The following is a 17,961-nucleotide window of genomic DNA, read 5'->3' on the forward strand; positions in this document are numbered from 1 at the left end:
AAAAAATAAAATGGTTAGGCGGAATAGGGAGATCATCATGAGACCAATTATTGAATTTTGTGCCAGTAACATGGGTCACGGTACAGACAAGCTAATGCATAAGCTGGAGGAAAATCCAGATTACGATGTAATTGAATACGGATGCCTGAACAATTGTGGGGAATGTTATTTAACCCCATTCGCCATGGTTGAAGGTGACATCGTTGCAGCAGATACTGTTACTGAGCTAGAAGAGAAAATTGATGCTAAAATCAAAGAGCTAGAAGCTTGGTTCAATATAGACCTTGACTAAATGTTTCTTGAGAGAAAAAGGGAGTGATCCATAATTTATATTATGGATCACTCCCTTTTTTTGGAACGATACTTGAACTAATCCCCAAAATTTGATTGATTAGGTAACATGTTGCGGAGTGAAGCTTCTATCGGACTCAGACGACCTTATATGGAGTAATTTCCCTACATGTGGATTGCTATCGGACCCCATAGTCGCTATTCGCCTGAAAAACAGCGTAAATGAACCTCTTTATAAGCAATAACGTCACTGGAGTCCGAAACTCTCCTGTAAAGGCGAAAATTTTACGAATAGCGTCATCTGGGTCCGCATGGCATAAGCACTAATAACGTAAAGAAGCTATTCTCCCGTTATTGGAGAATAGCTTCTTTGAACAATACAAGCCCTTAGATTTATCCTAAAGTGCGTTTCGACATCCAGAGCACCCCGCTCTTGAGGATACGGGGAACCCGTCCTTTGACGGAGCGTTGGCCCATCAGGCCAAATCCGGATTTCTTACCTAGTGAGCCTAAGGTGCCCTTCAGACGAATAGCATGAAGCTTAGGAGTCTCGCCGCGCCATAAAGCTTGAATAACCTGAGCAACCTGCTCACCTTGTGCTCCTGCTGCTTGCGCACTTGGTGCGAACGGCAGGCTGGCGCAGTCGCCAATCACATACACTTCTGGATAATCAGGTACACGATAATATTCATCTAGAATGATCCGTCCTCCACGGTCCTTCGGTACTGTTAACTGCTGAACCACCTTCACCGGTTGAATCCCTGCGGTCCATACCGTAACATCTGAAACAATTTCCTCTGTCCCATTAAAAAGAGCATTGTTCTCTACATGGGATACAGAGACACGTCCAAGCGTCTGTACTTGATGGTGGTGGAACCATTCTTCCACGTATTGTGACAGCTTCGCCGGAAAGGCAGACAAGACACGTTCACCGCGATCCAGAATAGCAATATTAAGATCTGGTCGGCTCTCCCGAAGCTCTGCCGCCAATTCCACTCCACTTAGTCCGCCGCCTACGATGTTTATCGTCCCATAAGGCTTCACATCGTTTAAACGTTGATAAGTTTCCCGAGTTCCTGCAAAGGTCTGGATACTGCAAGTATATTGATCAGCTCCAGGGATGTTATGGTAATTGTCGGTACAGCCTAGCGCAATGGCTAGAATGTCATATGACACCGTCTCGTCAGGCTCGAGTGTAACGATTCTACTCTCCAAATCAATGGAACTCACTTCACCGTAACGGATGGTGAGACGGGGATGAACCGGAAACTGGATCCGCAAGTGATAATCAGTTACTGTACCTGCGGCAAGCGCATAATATTCCGTTTTGATTCCTTGATAAGGCATTCGGTCAATTAAGATAATTTCAATATCCTGAGGAAGGTGATTATTGAGCAATTCTTGAATTAGGGCCAAGCCGCCATAGCCGCCGCCCAGAACGAGTAGTGTTCTCATGCTGACCGAACTTCCTTTCCAATATAGGGTAACGGATCTAAGATAGTCTTTTATTCGTATACCTTTATCGCATTGTAGAAAGTATCGCGTTCCACTGGAATTCGTCCAGCACCTTTTACTAGCCAGATCAATTCATCGCGAGTGAGGCCTTCAGGTGTTAAGGCGCCAGCCGCATGGCTAATGCGTTCTTTAAGGATGGTACCATGAACGTCAGAAGCACCGAAGTTCAGCGCAACCTGAGTAAGCTGAGGACCGATATTAATGAAGTAGGCTTTGATGTGATCGAAATTATCCAGCATCAATCTGCTGATCGCAATCGTCTTCAGATCCTCATAAGCGGAGTTGCGGCGCATAATGCCTGCATTCTTATTCTTAGGCTGCATAGATAATGGAATGAATACCATAAAACCATTGGTTTCGTCCTGCAGATCGCGGATCTGCATCATGTGCCGGATACGGTCTTCATGAGATTCAATGGAGCCATAGAGCATAGTGGTATGCGTCTTCATGCCAAGCTGATGTGCCGTCCGGTGAACTTCCAGATATTCTTCGACATTAGCTTTATCTACGCGCATTTTTTTACGGTATTGATCGGATAATATTTCTGCGCCTCCACCAGTAAGCGTCTTAAGTCCTGCGGCACGCAGTTGTTCTAGTACCTCACGAATGCTCAACCCGCTAATTCGGGTGAAAAAATCGATCTCGGCTGCAGTGTATGCTTTTAAGGTTACCTCAGGAAAACGGTCATTCAAGGCTTTTAAAGAATCCACGTAATACTGGAAGGGAACCTTGTCATTATGACCACCGACGATATGGAATTCGCGCACGCCTGGCTGAATATGCTGTTCGACATATTGCACCATTTCCTGACCGGAAAGGGTATAAGCACCCTCTTCTCCATCATCTTTGCGGAAATTGCAGAATGCACAGTGTGATTCGCAAACATTGGTGAAATAAAGACTCATATTTTCGATAAAATATACCCTGTTGTTGTTCTTAGCAATATTGACTTCATTCGCTAGCTGGCCAATCGTAAGTAGGTCGTTGCTTTGATATAAATAAACGCCATCTTCTAAATTCAATCTTTCGCCGCCGCGAACTTTTTCAATAATGTTCATCATTCGGGCGTCTGTTTGGGGGGTGAAAAGAGTAGACATATTATAAATTCCTCCTGAAAGTTTTACGGGTCCTATTGCCCGCAGATAATTCCCAGACTTACCCAGACGGTAGCTGTTCATCATGAAAATAAAGAGGTGGTTTAGCCTCCGTGACAAATTTCCGAATTTTTACTTATGTTTGCCTTCCTTATTATAAACCTCTCTTATAAGGGGATCAACAGCTTGATATTGATGGTTTATTTTGGTGAGATGGGTCAAGCATAAGACAGTTGTGACTTGAGGGTAATGGAATAGTCGGTTATACTGAATTTATTAAAGAAAGTAACTTTTGACCGGAAGGTCACTTAAACATAAGTTTTTTCTGAAGTGAGTCTAATTTATAGGAGGATATAATCATGATTAATATTAGCGAAAAGGCAGCAGAACAATTAAAGGCGATGCTTGCTGAACAAGAAGCGCCGAACATGTTCCTCCGTATTGGAGTAACGCCCGGCGGATGCAGTGGATTCTCTTACGCTATGGGCTTTGATGATATTGAAAGCGATCAGGACGTATACATGGACATCGAAGAGATGAAGGTTGTCGTAGAGAAAGAGAATCTTCGTTACCTTGATGGCCTCGAAATTGATTTCGAAGAATCCGGCATGACTGGCGGCTTCACCATTAATAACCCGAACGCTACTGCAACCTGCGGCTGCGGCTCAAGCTTCCGGACAGCTAAGGATGCTGGGAAACCGAACGAAGAGCCTTGCTAATAGCGAAATTACGCCTCCAAGCCCCGTGTTGAGTTCTACAACACTGGCTTGGAGGTTTTTTAATATCTAATAATTCATATGACAAAAGTCATCACAAGGAGCTCTTTGCATGCAAATCAGGAAACTAAACGCAGATGAACAACCCCCCTTTAAATTATTGTTATTAGCCGATCCTTCTCAAAGTGTAGTTGAAGAATATTTAAAAAGAGGTCAATGTTTTGTAGCTGAAGTGGAAAATTGTGTGATAGGTGTCTATGTTTTGCTACAAACAAGGCCTGAGACAGTGGAGCTAGTGAATATTGCTGTTGATGAGAGTCATCAAGGTAAAGGCATCGGGAAGCAGCTGGTCTATCATGCGATTCAGAATGCGAGTTTACTTGGTGCGAAGACGGTTGAAGTCGGTACGGGAAATTCAAGTGTAGGACAGCTTGCTCTTTATCAGAAATGTGGATTTAGAATCACAGGAATCGACCGAGACTTCTTTATCAGACATTACAGTGAAGAGATTGTTGAAAATGGGATCAAAGTAGTGGATATGATCCGCCTTTCATTAGATATATGAGTAATAGGCAAACAAAAGCCCTCTGACGGTATTCCGTGAGAGGGCTTTTGTTTGTTTCTGGGTACAATTAGGCTGGAATAATAAACTTGTAATTAATCATAAACACGATGAGTGCTGCTGCGCCAAGGGAAAAGGCAATACAGCCAGCACCCAGTGCTCTGCGTCTGTCTTTAATAAATTTAAAGCCAATAGCGCAGATCAGTATAGTAGTTCCAGCCAATACGATGGACATCCCAAGCATGGCCACCCAATATAAAACCTCAAAAAACTGAGCCATTCCGAGCCCTCCCCGCGCTGTTTTTTAGTGATTGGAATCGAAAATGTAACCGCTATTAATAATACAACGATTTTGAAGATTATTCTAGTTATAGTGAACTCATCCATTGAGATTTAAATGTCGAATGTATAGAGATAAGAACATACAAAATCTGCAATCTAACCATACAAGGCTGAGATTGATGTCGATACAAGCACTAAGCCCTTTTTGCTAAGAGCCTCTTCCTACACGGACAATCATACAAGAGGGCGGGACCTTTTCTGAGTAATGTATAGGGTAGGCTGGAATGTGAAAGGAGGGAAAGGACGATGTCGGGAAGACAACTGGCTAGCAAATGGATAAAGACAGAAGCATTGCTCAGTGACGCAAGGGTTTCTCATTATATACCAATGACGAGGGTGTATACTGCTGCCTCGCTGTTAGCCATGCTCCGGAGATACGGGAATGTGGTTATTAAACCTATTGTTGGTGGTGGAGGTTACGGTGTAATCAAAGTATTTCGGGATAGCAGAGGTTATGGATTTACTTATATGGACAGAACTCGAATTTACAAAGATTTTGGATCCATGAGACGTGCGCTCCATTTCGTCAAGGTTAGACGTAGATACTTGATTCAACAAGGGATTTCTCTTGCCAGAATTGGTGGACGCCCTATTGATTATCGGGTCAAGGTAGTGAAGAATGGTGGTGTTTGGGAGTTTCGCTCCATGGTAGGAAGATTGGCTCGGCCTGGCCTGTTCGTGACTAATTTATGTAAAGGGGGCACGATGCTTTCTTGTCGAGAAGGACTTCGTAGATCGTTGCCTCGGATCAAAGCCTCGACGAAGAAAGCAGAGATGCGCAGGCTAACGCATGTATGTATCGAACTGATGGAACGGCACTTTCCGGGAATAGGTGAGCTAGGCTTTGATTATGCCGTAGATTACTCAGGAAAAATATGGATATTAGAGGTTAATACAAGACCTCAGTAAATTAACAAATATTTTTAGAATTGACGATAATAGAGTAGTAAGTTAAAATTGCGTTTAGTTGCGTTCTTTTGGGGTAAATAATATTGTAATTTTTTACAATAAAAATATATTTTTAGCTCTATACAAGTGGTTCAATCCTGTGTATAACTATTATCCCCATATTCCACTGTGCAGTTATCACCTTTGCAGCGCTTACGCACATATTATACACAGGATTTCCACATGTACTTGTGGATAACGCGAACGCTTGTTCGAAAAATGATAGTTTGATATGATAGATTTAGATCCAAATACAGGAAAGGTAGATGAACGTTATGGTTGAATTGTCGGATGAGATGCTTCTAGACTCTTACCATAGAGCAATAGAACTGCAACTAGAGTATGATTTCATTGCTCTTCTACTCGTTGAAATTCGCAAACGCAACTTACACTCTCCAGTTCATGCGGTTCTTCATTAAAAGCGCAAAGTAATCCTTTGTAGCTGGCTACATATAAATAAACCGCGAGTCACAAACATAAAAGGGTATCCTGATAGGCTGCTATTGATAGGCCTGTCAGAATACCCTTTTTTATTGTAGTAGATAGAATTAGAGTTTCATATTACTACTGTGTCCTGGTGAAAGCTTGGCTTCCGGATCGATGTAGACCTTTGCATTATTCACAGCCGTTGGGGCTTCGCCGAATCCTACAGCAATTAGTTTCAGCTTACCTGGATACGTAGTGATATCGCCGGCAGCAAATATTCCCGGAATACTCGTTTCCATACGTGAGTCAACGACAATGGAGTTTCCTTCGATATCGATACCCCATTCTGCAATGGGTCCCAGAGAGGAAATGAATCCGAAATTGACGATTACACTGTCGACTTCGATTTCTTGCGTTTCTTTGGTTTTGATATGAGATAAGGTAACCTTAGTAATGAACTCGTCACCATGCAATTCTGTAATTTCAGTAGGTGTAATTACGTTAACTTTCGAAGCCATCAGATTCTCAACACTATGCTCATGCGCACGGAATTTATCCCGGCGGTGAATCAGGGTTACCTGTTCAGCGATCGGTTCCAGCATAAGTGCCCAGTCAACTGCAGAGTCACCGCCACCGCTGATCAGAACTTTTTTATCTTTAAAGGCATTCAAATCATTTACAAAATAATGGAGGTTGGCTTTTTCAAAACGTCCAGCGTTGGGTAATTCCAAACGACGAGGCTCAAATGCACCTACACCAGCTGTAATGATAATTGCTTTGCTGTGATATTCGGCTACATCGGTTGTAACTACGAAATGGCGTTCGTCCCGTTTCTGAACAGAAATTACTTTCTCCTCCAGCCGGATATTCGATTGGAACATATCCATTTGCCGAGATAAGTTGTCGACCAATTCTTGTGCTGTTACTTTTGGGAAACCTGCTACATCATAAATGTATTTTTCTGGATAAAGGGCAGCAAGTTGACCTCCCAATTGGGGCATACTTTCAATAAGTGTTACTGATGCCTGACGCATCCCACCGTAAAATGCGGCAAACATGCCAGCTGGGCCGCCACCTATGATTAAAAGGTCGCTCATAGGAACGCCGGATTGCTCTTGTGTCACGGGATATTACACCTCCGAGTTGATATATTCATTTTGCCATACTTGTATTCTTACTTATTATAAACATAGTGACACATACCTGCAAAGAAAGACTTTAGAAGACAATAAGAATGTGACGTTTTTTAGTATTTTTTATGTTTGATTAATAATACACTAAGGTTTACAATGGATATGGTCAATTTAGAAATCCTTTAAGTTTGATTGGAATTTCTTCTAAATATAAGTGTATAAATTCACAAAAAGGACCGTACATTGTTTCAATAAAAAATACAAAGACAGATTTACCTCTTGGAAGGAGCCGGAACATGAGTAGTATTCCCAAAATCGTAATCTTAGGCGCGGGCTATGGGGGTATTTTGACCGCACAGCGCTTACAGAAGGCTTTGAACTATAATGAAGCGGATGTCACGCTCGTAAACCGTCACGAGTACCACTATTTTACTACCCATCTACATATGCCTGCGGCGGGTACGGACAGTATTGAACACACACGGGTGTCTATTTCTAAACTAATCGATGAATTCAAGATCGATCTCGTAAAATCATCTGTTCAGGAAATTCGTACCCAGCAAAAAAAGATTATTTTGGAGGATGGTACTCTTTCGTATGACTACCTCGTCATTGCTTTGGGCGGAGAGCCTGAAACATTCGGTATTCCAGGGCTTGATAAATACGCACTAACAATTCGGAGCATCAACTCCGTTCGTTTGATTCGTGAACATATTGAGTATCAATTCGCGAAGTACAAGAACGAGAATAATGCTCAGGAGCATATCAATTTCGTTGTCGGTGGTGCCGGCTTTAGCGGAATTGAGTTTGTGGCCGAATTAGCTGACCGTATCCCTGGGTTGTGCAAAGAATTTGACGTTGATCCGAGCATGGTAAATATATATAACATAGAGGCTGCGCCAACAGCACTGCCTGGATTTGCTCCTGAACTTGTTGAGTATGCGATGAACTTACTTACCAAGAAGGGTGTTACTTTCAAGATGGGCGTTGCTATCAAGGAGTGTCTACCAAACGGTGTAATTCTGGCATCAGGCGAAGAGATTAAAGCTTCTACGATTGTCTGGACTGGCGGAATTCGTGGGAATCGTCTGATTGAGGCAGCAGGATTTGAAGCTATGCGTGGACGTGTAAAAGTAGATGAATACTTACGTGCGCCAAATCAAGAGAATATCTTCATTATTGGAGATGGCTCCTTGATGATTAACCCAGAAGGACGTCCATACCCGCCGACCGCACAAATTGCTATGCAACAGGGAGAGTGCTGTGCGCATAATTTGGTGGCTGCGATCCGCAATCAACAACCTAAGAAATTTGCATTCAGCAATAAAGGAACTGTAGCTTCACTAGGCAAGGGCCAAGGGATTGCTGTAGTTGGCAGCAAAACTTACAAGGGCTGGACCGCAGCTCAATTGAAAAAAGTTGTGGATATGCGCTACTTGTTCATTATCGGTGGGATTCCGCTGGTGCTGAAAAAAGGAAGATTCTTATAAGATGCGTCACTGCAGCGTGCAGGTGCGTGGACTGTTGACTCGTGAAGAATTGGACCGATATAACGGATTGATTGAGGTTGGATCTTATTTAGAGGATCAGAATCAGTACGATCTAGCTTATGTTGTTCAAAAGGAAATTGATCTGCTCATTCTTCCTGGCATTGAACGTTTGAAGGAAAAAGGACGGGCTCGTGACCGGGCTACGGCTGAATATTTGGAAAGTCTGCGTGATGATGAAGATGACAGCGAAGAAAATGGGGAAGCATGAGCTTCGGTGTCGTTAATTTAATGAATATAGCATTTAAAAAGGGTGAGTCTCCATAAGATCTGGAGACTCACCCTTTTTGTTACAGTTTGAGCATTTCCTCAAAGGATTCGAGCGTCAGCAAATTTCCGACATAAAAAGGTCCGAATTCGCCGTAGCGGGCACTAACTTCGTCAAAGCGCATTTCGTAGACCAACTTCTTGAATTGCAGCGGATCTTCAGCGAACAGGGTTACGCCCCATTCCCAATCATCAAAACCTACGGAACCAGTAATAACCTGCTTCACCTTACCTGCATAGCCTCGTCCGATTAATCCGTGAGAAGCCATTAGCTCCCGACGTTTGTTCATATCAAGCATGTACCAGTTATCGGCTAGCTCGCGTTTTTTGTTCATTGGATAGAAACAAATATGCTTCGCTTGCGGTAAAATAGGTTTTAGACGTGCGATAACATGTGGATTCTGCATAGGGTCGCTACCATCGCTACCCCCCGCAAGGTAGTTGCTTAATTCCACAATACTTACATAGGAATAAGCTTTAGTTGTATATTGAGCAAAAGCTATTTTGTTAAAGGCTGTCTCAAGCTGGTTCAGATCTTCCAAGCTTTCACGCAAGAACATCATTACGAAATCTGCCTTCTGGCCAATGATGGAATATACCGCGGTGCTGCCTTCCTTAGCTTCTTCGACAGCGTCCCATTCCTGCATAAAAGCATGTAATTCTTCTAGAGCAACGGCACGTTCTTCATCATCTGCTGCCGTCCAAGCGGTCCAGTTCAGTGAGCGGAAGTCATGCAAGGCATACCAGCCTTCCAGTGTCATAGCGGCTTCGTTCATGATCTCACTCCTTTAAAGTTTTACGAAGCATAAGCTCCGCTGAATAACATCGTGTAAAACTTACATCGGAAGCATACGCTTGTTTTACGAAGCATAAGCTTCGCTGAATAACATCGTGTAAAACTCGCTACGAAGCTCCTGCATCATAGACTATGTATGATTCATTAATCTATATGCATTGTATCGCAATCAAGTTGCTTAGAGCAAATGATGACATTCCGGCGTAAGAGAAATAGATCTAATTTTGAATAAAGTTCATTGCTTCGTGACATTTTTTCTAGTAAACTTACTAATAGTTCGTATAAGATGTGCGCTTCTTTATAGAAAGGGGTAGTGACGGTAAGATGGGGTTTATTCCGGTGTTTATCCTAACCGTTTTATTCTTTGTGATGATGTTTGGTATTGGATTTATTCTTAACATGTTAATGAAGACAACCTGGTTTCCTGCTTATCTGTTCGTACTAATTATTCTACCCGTTGTAATTTATTCCATTTGGGATAGAAGTGCATTGACACTCTGGGAGCATCTTTCTAGCTTCCATTTCGTTGATTACCTAACAGGTGTCGCTGGTCTAGCAGGTGCCATTCTGAGTGGGTGGACGATTCAGAAGCTTCGTTTTGGTGGTTATAAAATGTTTTGAATATATTTACGAGAAACGGATACCTTCCTCCTTAGAGGACAGCGAAGCCGTTTCTTCTTGTTTAATAGAGGTAGATATTCGTAAGGAAAAGCTGATTATAGCGAAAAGAGTCGGAATTGGTAGTTTATTTACATTTCCGGCGGCGTTTTTTATGGTAGAATAGAATCCTGTATGAATTCGTGAAAACAAGGGGGGATCCGTAGATGCGCATGAGTAACTTACATCATTTCACCGAACATCATCGGTACTGCGTTTCCCGCGAATTTGGTCTTAGTGTTATAGATGGACGTATGCTTAGCTCTGTGTATCAACCTATGGTAGGGGCTTTTGCAATCAGTTTCTATCGCTTGCTGGTTGAACATGTGCCAGCGGATAGCATTGGCTATTCTGGAGTGGAGCAACAGCGCAGGCTATTTATGACGCTAGGCGTTGAACCGAATGAGAAAGGCCGCAAATATTTAATAGATCAGGCTTCCCGGTTAGAAGCAGTAGGTCTGCTGCAGACCTGCCGAATTTATGTGCCGGAAACCGATGATTACTTATATGAATATGAGCTAATGCCGCCGCTATCACCAGCTGACTTTTTTGCTACTCAGCATTTGACATTGCTGTTACGTGATAAGATTGGCAAATTTGCTGTGCTGTCCTTACGGGAACAATTCTGGAATCGAGAGCCAGAAGAGTGGAGTCGCAGATCTATAGGCAAAGAGAATATATCCGTGCCATTTTACGATATTTTTCAACTCAATACACATGTCATTGATTATGAGCTGGAGCAGGCACTTGCAGAAGTAGCCTCTGTGCGGCAGCCTGGTATGCGTGAATCTGGAGATCAAGCGATCGGATATAGTGATATTATTTTGCGTTTTCCACGGGAGTCTGTGAACCGGGCTCATGTAGAAAAACTTCGTTTTGACCATACTCAAATGGGTGTTATTAACTATGTAGCTCATAAGTATGAACTTAGTCCTCAGGACTTATGTCGTTTGCTGGATGAGGATGGTGTATTCTCACCGGAAGGCGAGGTAATACTGGATGCACTGCAATATAAGGCGAGCCAGCATTTCAGGCAAGATATGAAACGACAAGAAAAGCGTGAAATTGCAGCTGCCAAGGTTGTGTCCATCCGTTCCAGTGCCGCTGAAGAGAATGATGATTCAATAGCACCACCGGAGCAATCTGTAGAGATGGAGTATTATGTAGAAGTACCACCACAATTTTTGTCCAAATGCGACATTCACCAATATAATATGATGCTGCGGAACGAACCTTATACGCGGCTGCTTCAAACCTTTTTCCCAGGTACAGTACCTAGTCATTTAATGGATATGTTCGAGAAGATAGATTTGAACTATAAGCTAAGTGGTGAAGTAATTAACGTCCTCATTCATTATTTAATGACCATGGTAGCCTCAGGTGGAGAACAGCGAATGAACCGCAATTTTGTAGAGGCCATCGCCTCCAATATGCTGGTTAAACAAGTGAATACCTACGAGAAGGCTGTAAAATATATTAGGGATCAGTCCAAAGTGAAAGGCAAGGGAGCCACAGCTAACACTACGTCAGGATCTCGATCACGTTCATATGCCAAAAATACAGGCAGATCTGCTAAACCGGAAATCCCAATTGTGCTGGATGATGGAAGTGCGGGAACGGTATCGGAAGAGGAATTCGCGGCGATGATGAAGAAAGCGGCAGAAATTAAGGCCAACAAGAAAAAAGGCGTTTCCCAAGCGCCGTAAAGAAAAAGAGGTGGAACTATGGAGTCTATGGGCGATGTACTTCGTTCGATCAACAATCCAACTCTACGACAGCGTCAACGCGATCTTGAACAGGGATTATTCAATCATCCACTTGTGAAAGCATTGCAGTCCGAACATCCTGAGCTGGACGATTCGCGACTGCGGCTTCATCTGCCCCGCCTGTATCAATATGTAGAGGAAAGCCGCAACTGTGCGAACTGTCCAGGTCTAGAGAAATGCCCGAATGATTTCCCCGGTCACTTTAGCAAGCTTACGGTAGAGAGCGTGAATGGTTCGGCGGACTTATATGAACGCAAGACGGCATGCCGTCTTAAAGTAGCACAGGACAATCAGGATAACATCCGCAAACGTATCCGTAGCTTTTATGTGGACGAGCGTGTGCTTAATGGCGGTTATGATGAAATAGATATTATGGGTAAGGATCCACGCCGAGTTTCGGCGGTTAATAAAATATTTGATTATATTACGAGCGTGAAAGAGGAAGGTCTGACCTCGCGCGGGATTTATTTACATGGAACCTTCGGAACAGGCAAAACGTTTCTGATGTGTTACTTGCTTCATGAGCTTGCTGTTACTGGGTATACTGGAGTTATCGTATATATGCCAGACTTTATCGAGGATCTGAAATCGATCATGATGGACGGCCAGAAGATGAAGGAAACCGTGGATACGATGAAAAACTGCGATTTACTCATTTTTGACGATATCGGTGCTGAGAATTTGAATCCTTGGGCGCGTGATCATGTGCTTGGTGCGATTCTAAATTATCGAATGAACCGTAAACCAACCTTCTATACCTCAAATTATCCGCTCGATGGCTTGGAGAAACATCTTAGCTTTACAAGTAAGGATGGCGAGGAAATTTATAAAGGCCAACGTTTGATGGATCGTATTGCTCCTTTTGTGGATGTTATTCCACTACATGGGGAGAACCAACGGGGTACTAATAGATAACTAGTCGGTTCCATCGTCTGACGTAATGCCTATGAAAGATAATTACGGAAAATCTCCCTGATATTCAACTGATTCGGTAGCTAATACAGAAATTACTCCGATTTTTAGGGAGGAATTCCCTGATTCTATTCGATTAAAGCGATTATCGGTTATAATCAGGGAGATTTTCCCTAATTTCTCACAAAAAACTTCCATGTGCCTACGGCTCACATCCCAGAATATGAAATCTTATCCCCTTTCATTCGTCCTTTCCGGTGCGTAACTCTCGCTGGAATTGAGAAGCCTGCAAATGTACAGCTTTTTAAGCGGATATCTGCTTCATGAAGTCCAAAGCCTGCAAATGTGCAGGAATCTCTTTGTTTATGACTCGAAAGCTTCTTCAGGAGAAGAAATAACTGCTGATTCTCCTAGGCCCCCTAATTAAACTGGAGTCTTTACACCCAATAATCTAAACTTAAGTTAAAGGAGTGATCCAGTATGGGAAAAAGGTTGAATAAAGAAACGCAGCTTAACATCGTTAAAGAAGCGTTGGCTGGTATTAAGGTGGGGGTATTGGCTCGCATGTATGACATCCATCCTGAAACCATTCGTAGTTGGATAAGAGATCATCGTGACTTCATCCCTGCTGAAGAGATTCCGTTTGCTGACGAGCACCTCCAGGAGCTACAACGGCTGCAAGAGGTCGAACAGCGGTACGAAAAGGCGGTTAAGGTGCTCGGGGAGAGGGAACTCGAGCTTGAAATCTTACGAGAACTGCTAAAAAAGCAAGCCCCCGCTTATCTGAAAAACTCGAAGTAGCAGAACCATTTATTAAGCGGGGAGAACCAGTAGCAGTGGTTCTGCGCATCTTAGGCATTTCGGAATCCACCTATTATGACCGCAAAAAAAGAGCGAATGTTGCACCATCTGAACGCCCTACAAGAGGCCGACGTGGCCGTCCAGTGCCCGGATACTCTTATACGTATGAGGGCGAACGCATATGCGACGAACAGATAAATCAATGGCTTCTTGAACTGATTGAAGGTGAAGAGTATGTTTACGGCTACAAACTTCTCGCAAAATGTATTCAGGATAAATACAACGTGAAACTAAATAAAAAGAAGTCTTACCGGTTATGTGACGAGCTAGGCATTCTTCAAAAACCACGCCAGCGAGTCCAGTCACATCCGCGTAGACTGCCGAGAAACCGTATCGTTACAAGCTCTAATCAACTCTGGCAAATGGATATTAAGTACGGCTACGTCAGTGGTTTGGAGCGTTTCTTTTTTGTGCTCAGTATCATTGATGTGTTTGATCGCGTTGTTGTCAAACAGTACAGAGGGCCCGCTTGTGAAGCTAAGCACGCCGTTCAGACGCTTTGTTACGCCCTTCAGAGTCGGATAACAGCAGGTGAAGAGATACCTACGATTCGTACAGATAACGGCCCTCAATTCACCAGTAAACTATTTGGAGATATGTGCGAGAGCCTAGATATTATCCATGAGCGCATACCCCCAAGGACACCAAATATGAATGCCTACATTGAGTCTTTCCATAGTTTGATGGAACGCGATCTGTTCCGTATAAGGGACTTTAGGACATTTGAAGAGGCCTATGAATCGCTTGACCAGTACATGGATTTCTACAATAACCGAAAAATGCACGGTAGTTTAAAATCGAAACCTCCAGCCGTGTTTTCAGCGTGGGTTAAAACACTAGAGGATTCTTCAGCATTTCATAGAGCGATGTAATTGCTCGAAAGAAAGAGTAATTCTACGTCTGCAGTATTTTTGGTGGACAGGACTCCGGATTAAGGGGGTCTAGCCGGATTTGCAGGAATTTATACTCCACTCCTCCGCGTATCCTTAAAAGATGTACTTTTGCAGGTTTATTCACCGTGCATCAACTGTATCAACGGGGATCGTTACTGCTTAGGCAACCATCAAACGAGTAGCTTCTTTAAGACACATCGTGCCGCTTACACCTTTGATCAAGCCTTGCATTTACGTAAAAGAAGAGGCTGTCCCATAAGTAGCATTCACTACTTTTGAGACAGCCTCTTTTATTACGCGATGATTCCCTTACTCCGAAATGAACTTAATGATAACCATGCCGAAAAAGACAACAGTCATAAATGCGGTCATTCCGAAAAATCCATTCATTAAATCGCCTAGATCATTGCGGGGTTCTTCGTTGATATGTTCTCGTGGGTCCCGTGCTTGCGCGTTGACATCCATAGTTTCTGCCTCCTTACAGGGACAATGCCTGTATAGTTAAGATGCAAATTAAGTTGACTATTATGAAATAAGTCATTGACATTTAATGCGCTTTCTTTAAGTATACCGAAAGGCAAGGGAGAATGTAAAGGAAAGAGTAATATAAAAAAATTAGCTTGAAAGCAATATAATTGCACGTGATATTTCACATATCCCTCAAAGATATGTTATACTGGAAATGTGTCGGTAAGTGGTAATTTGGTTATCATATTACATGAAACAATTTATTAACTTATATTTTCGGAGCAGCTTCCATAAACTAAGCTTTGGCTTGGAATTGAGTATTGCTTCGTAAAACTTTAGAGGAGGAACAATATCATGGCTATCGTGAACGTGTCTGACCAAACCTTTAGTAACGAAGTGGAAGGTCAAGGTACTGTAGTAGTAGACTTCTGGGCTCCTTGGTGTGGTCCTTGTAAGATGATTGCTCCAATCTTGGACGAATTGTCCACAGAACTGGGAGACAGCGTAAAAATTGCAAAATTGAATGTGGATGAGAATCCGGAAACGGCTTCCCGTTTTGGAGTTATGAGTATCCCAACCCTGATCTTCTTCAAAGATGGTCAACCGGTAGATAAAGTTGTGGGATTGAACTCCAAAGAATCCCTGAAAAATATCGTAGCTAAACATCAATAATTGTTAAATGCTACTGTTCGGGCCTCGGCCCTGCCACTCAGCGCCTTCGGTTCATTCCGGAGGCGTTTTGTGTGCTGAATGCCAACTAATCATGGGTCCAATTTAGCTGGAGGGGATCATTTTGGACAACATCCGTAACAAACTAGCTTTATTACCTGACTTGCCCGGGTGCTATCTGATGAAGAATCAAGAAGGCACCATTATTTATGTGGGTAAGGCGAAGGTACTTAAGAATCGGGTTCGCTCTTATTTTACAGGAAGTCATAATGGTAAGACTCAGCGGCTTGTCGCTAACATTGCTGATTTCGAATATATTGTTACGTCCAGCAACATGGAAGCGCTCATTCTCGAGTGCAATCTGATTAAGAAGCATATGCCGCGTTATAACGTTCTTCTGAAGGACGACAAGACATTTCCTTATATAAAAATAACGAATGAAGCTCACCCGCGCCTTGAAGTTACACGTCGGGTGATTAAAGATAAAGCAAAATATTTTGGACCTTATCCTAATGGTTATGCAGCACAGCAAACGAAAAAGCTTCTCGACCGTATGTATCCACTCCGTAAATGTGGTGTGATGCCGAAGGAGGTCTGTCTTTACTATCACATGGGCCAGTGCTTAGCACCGTGTGAAAAGGAAGTGCAGAAATCCGAGTATGAGCGAATTACACAAGAAATCGCTGCTTTTCTTGGTGGAGGCCATGAGGCGGTTAAGAAGGATTTGCAGCAGAAGATGCAGGAAGCTGCTGAGGAATTGTATTTTGAACGGGCGAAGGAATTGCGGGATCAAATTATCCATATTGATGCGTTGATGGAAAAGCAGAAGATTAACACCACGGATACGAAGGATCGTGACGTATTTGGTTATGCGGTAGATAAGGGATGGATGTGTGTACAGATTCTGTACATGAGACAAGGGAAGATGATCCAGCGACATTCCTCCGTCTTTCCGTTCTATGGGGAAGCTTATAGTGACTTTATGTCTTATGTGACCCAGTATTACAGTGATAATCCGGCTCTGCCGCAGGAGATTCTGCTGCCGGATGTGCTTGATGAGGAAGCTGTAGCTGATAAAGAAGCTAAGCAGCAGATTGTCATTGCTGCTCCAGCCGAAGATGATTTACAAAAAGGGGATGATACCCCTGAATCGGCTGAAGAAGCTGAGGCACGTGAAATCGCAGCTGCGGAAGCATCAGAAGCAGGCGTCGTTGATGCAACTGGTGGTGCGTCTATTTTACAGGAATGGCTCGGCATCAAGGTGCTGGTGCCACAGCGTGGTCTCAAGAAGCAGATGGTTGGTATGGCTTGTCAAAATGCACGAGTCGCTATCGACGAGAAGTTCCGACTGATTGAACGGGATGAAGAGCGTACCTCTGGAGCTGCAATCAGCTTAGGCGAGAGCTTGGGGCTTGAACGTTTGAGCCGCATCGAGGCGTTCGATAACTCGAACATTCAGGGGACCAATCCGGTTTCTGCAATGGTTGTCTTCATTGATGGCAAGCCCGCGCGAAAAGAGTATCGTAAATATAAGGTTCGTACAGTAGTGGGTGCGGATGATTATGGAACGATGCGCGAGGTCATTCGGCGGCGGTATGAGCGGGTACTGAAAGAGAATCTTCCGATGCCGGATCTTATTGTGGTCGATGGCGGTAAAGGACAGATATCTTCTGCCATTGATATTCTGGAGAATGAGCTGGGATTGTTCATTCCAGTCTGTGGTCTCGTCAAGGATGATAAACATAAGACGGCTCAACTTTTGGTTGGTGATCCGCCAGAACCTGTCACGCTGGCTCGGGACAGTCAGGAATTTTACCTGTTACAACGGATTCAGGATGAGGTGCATAGGTTCGCTATTACCTTCCACCGTGAACAGCGTGGGAAGTCCATGGTTACCTCTAAGCTGGACTCCATACCTGGTATAGGTGAGAAGCGACGCAAGGCGCTGCTTAAGCATTTTGGATCGCTCAAGAAAATTAAAGAAGCCTCTATAGAGGATTTCCGATCACTTTCTATAGGAGAAAAGCTGGCTAGTCAAATTCTTGAGGCGCTCAAGGATGAAGAGCCATCGACTTAGAGCATTAGGAATGAAAGAAAG

General features: G+C 43.4%; 20 protein-coding genes. 14 read left to right on the top strand and 6 right to left on the bottom strand.

What is annotated here, in order from left to right; all coding sequences use genetic code 11:
- The first annotated feature begins 37 nt into the window (after positions 1-37).
- A complete protein-coding gene (locus tag NSS67_RS07710) occupies positions 38-292 on the top strand; it encodes a YuzB family protein (RefSeq protein ID WP_339319007.1) in 255 nt (84 codons plus the stop codon).
- 392 nt (positions 293-684) lie between these two features.
- On the opposite strand, the gene NSS67_RS07715 is transcribed toward NSS67_RS07710, so the two are convergent.
- Together NSS67_RS07715 and mqnE are read right to left on the bottom strand one after the other, a co-directional pair.
- Positions 685-1,746, bottom strand: coding sequence for an NAD(P)/FAD-dependent oxidoreductase (locus NSS67_RS07715; protein WP_339319008.1), 1,062 nt, complete (start codon positions 1,744-1,746; stop codon positions 685-687).
- Positions 1,747-1,796: 50 nt separating this feature from the next.
- A complete protein-coding gene (gene mqnE / locus NSS67_RS07720; RefSeq protein WP_339319009.1) occupies positions 1,797-2,903 on the bottom strand; it encodes an aminofutalosine synthase MqnE in 1,107 nt (368 codons plus the stop codon).
- A gap of 356 nt (positions 2,904-3,259) precedes the next feature.
- Between mqnE and NSS67_RS07725 the strand changes: the two genes are divergently transcribed.
- Entirely contained in the window at positions 3,260-3,619 is a 360-nt protein-coding gene (locus NSS67_RS07725) for an iron-sulfur cluster assembly accessory protein (protein ID WP_339319010.1), read from the top strand.
- 109 nt (positions 3,620-3,728) lie between these two features.
- Entirely contained in the window at positions 3,729-4,181 is a 453-nt protein-coding gene (locus NSS67_RS07730; protein WP_339319011.1) for a GNAT family N-acetyltransferase, read from the top strand.
- Positions 4,182-4,248: 67 nt separating this feature from the next.
- On the opposite strand, the gene NSS67_RS07735 is transcribed toward NSS67_RS07730, so the two are convergent.
- Complete coding sequence (locus NSS67_RS07735; RefSeq protein ID WP_042130893.1) at positions 4,249-4,458, bottom strand: hypothetical protein; 210 nt, start codon at positions 4,456-4,458, stop codon at positions 4,249-4,251.
- Positions 4,459-4,766: 308 nt separating this feature from the next.
- On the opposite strand from NSS67_RS07735, the gene NSS67_RS07740 reads away from it, so the two are divergent.
- The gene (locus NSS67_RS07740) at positions 4,767-5,429 is read left to right on the top strand and encodes a YheC/YheD family protein (protein WP_339319012.1); all 663 of its coding nucleotides are present in this window, start codon (positions 4,767-4,769) and stop codon (positions 5,427-5,429) included.
- Positions 5,430-5,743: 314 nt separating this feature from the next.
- Positions 5,744-5,887, top strand: coding sequence for a sporulation histidine kinase inhibitor Sda (gene sda / locus NSS67_RS07745; RefSeq protein ID WP_339320535.1), 144 nt, complete (start codon positions 5,744-5,746; stop codon positions 5,885-5,887).
- Between the two features lie 129 nt (positions 5,888-6,016).
- Here the strand turns inward: sda and NSS67_RS07750 are convergent, their stop codons facing one another.
- Positions 6,017-6,991: an NAD(P)/FAD-dependent oxidoreductase gene (locus tag NSS67_RS07750; protein WP_339319013.1), complete on the bottom strand. Its 975-nt coding sequence runs from the start codon at positions 6,989-6,991 to the stop codon at positions 6,017-6,019.
- 332 nt (positions 6,992-7,323) lie between these two features.
- Here NSS67_RS07750 and NSS67_RS07755 point away from each other — a divergent pair, with 332 nt between their 5' ends.
- Both NSS67_RS07755 and NSS67_RS07760 read left to right on the top strand, forming a co-directional pair.
- Positions 7,324-8,517 (top strand): NAD(P)/FAD-dependent oxidoreductase, encoded by a 1,194-nt coding sequence (locus NSS67_RS07755; protein WP_339319014.1) that lies wholly within the window; start codon positions 7,324-7,326, stop codon positions 8,515-8,517.
- 1 nt (position 8,518) lies between these two features.
- On the top strand, positions 8,519-8,785 hold the full coding sequence (locus NSS67_RS07760; protein ID WP_339319015.1) for a hypothetical protein: 267 nt from the start codon (positions 8,519-8,521) through the stop codon (positions 8,783-8,785).
- A gap of 79 nt (positions 8,786-8,864) precedes the next feature.
- On the opposite strand, the gene hemQ is transcribed toward NSS67_RS07760, so the two are convergent.
- Entirely contained in the window at positions 8,865-9,617 is a 753-nt protein-coding gene (hemQ, locus tag NSS67_RS07765; RefSeq protein ID WP_339319016.1) for a hydrogen peroxide-dependent heme synthase, read from the bottom strand.
- 344 nt (positions 9,618-9,961) lie between these two features.
- Between hemQ and NSS67_RS07770 the strand changes: the two genes are divergently transcribed.
- The 5 genes from NSS67_RS07770 to NSS67_RS07790 all read left to right on the top strand — a co-directional run bounded on the left by NSS67_RS07770 (position 9,962) and on the right by NSS67_RS07790 (position 14,705).
- Entirely contained in the window at positions 9,962-10,258 is a 297-nt protein-coding gene (locus NSS67_RS07770) for a YuiB family protein (protein ID WP_339319017.1), read from the top strand.
- A gap of 203 nt (positions 10,259-10,461) precedes the next feature.
- The gene (locus NSS67_RS07775) at positions 10,462-12,000 is read left to right on the top strand and encodes a DnaD domain protein (RefSeq protein ID WP_339319018.1); all 1,539 of its coding nucleotides are present in this window, start codon (positions 10,462-10,464) and stop codon (positions 11,998-12,000) included.
- Between the two features lie 18 nt (positions 12,001-12,018).
- Positions 12,019-12,975: a primosomal protein DnaI gene (gene dnaI, locus NSS67_RS07780; protein ID WP_339319019.1), complete on the top strand. Its 957-nt coding sequence runs from the start codon at positions 12,019-12,021 to the stop codon at positions 12,973-12,975.
- A gap of 477 nt (positions 12,976-13,452) precedes the next feature.
- Complete coding sequence (locus tag NSS67_RS07785; RefSeq protein ID WP_339319020.1) at positions 13,453-13,773, top strand: helix-turn-helix domain-containing protein; 321 nt, start codon at positions 13,453-13,455, stop codon at positions 13,771-13,773.
- A gap of 11 nt (positions 13,774-13,784) precedes the next feature.
- On the top strand, positions 13,785-14,705 hold the full coding sequence (locus tag NSS67_RS07790) for an IS3 family transposase (protein ID WP_339320536.1): 921 nt from the start codon (positions 13,785-13,787) through the stop codon (positions 14,703-14,705).
- Positions 14,706-15,035: 330 nt separating this feature from the next.
- On the opposite strand, the gene NSS67_RS07795 is transcribed toward NSS67_RS07790, so the two are convergent.
- Complete coding sequence (locus NSS67_RS07795; RefSeq protein WP_143759540.1) at positions 15,036-15,191, bottom strand: YqzM family protein; 156 nt, start codon at positions 15,189-15,191, stop codon at positions 15,036-15,038.
- A gap of 357 nt (positions 15,192-15,548) precedes the next feature.
- On the opposite strand from NSS67_RS07795, the gene trxA reads away from it, so the two are divergent.
- Entirely contained in the window at positions 15,549-15,866 is a 318-nt protein-coding gene (gene trxA / locus NSS67_RS07800) for a thioredoxin (RefSeq protein WP_339319021.1), read from the top strand.
- Between the two features lie 121 nt (positions 15,867-15,987).
- A complete protein-coding gene (gene uvrC / locus NSS67_RS07805) occupies positions 15,988-17,940 on the top strand; it encodes an excinuclease ABC subunit UvrC (RefSeq protein ID WP_339319022.1) in 1,953 nt (650 codons plus the stop codon).
- The last annotated feature ends 21 nt before the right edge of the window (positions 17,941-17,961 follow it).

The sequence above is a fragment of the Paenibacillus sp. FSL R10-2734 genome (assembly GCF_037963865.1).
Classification (GTDB): Bacteria; Bacillota; Bacilli; order Paenibacillales; family Paenibacillaceae; genus Paenibacillus_AQ.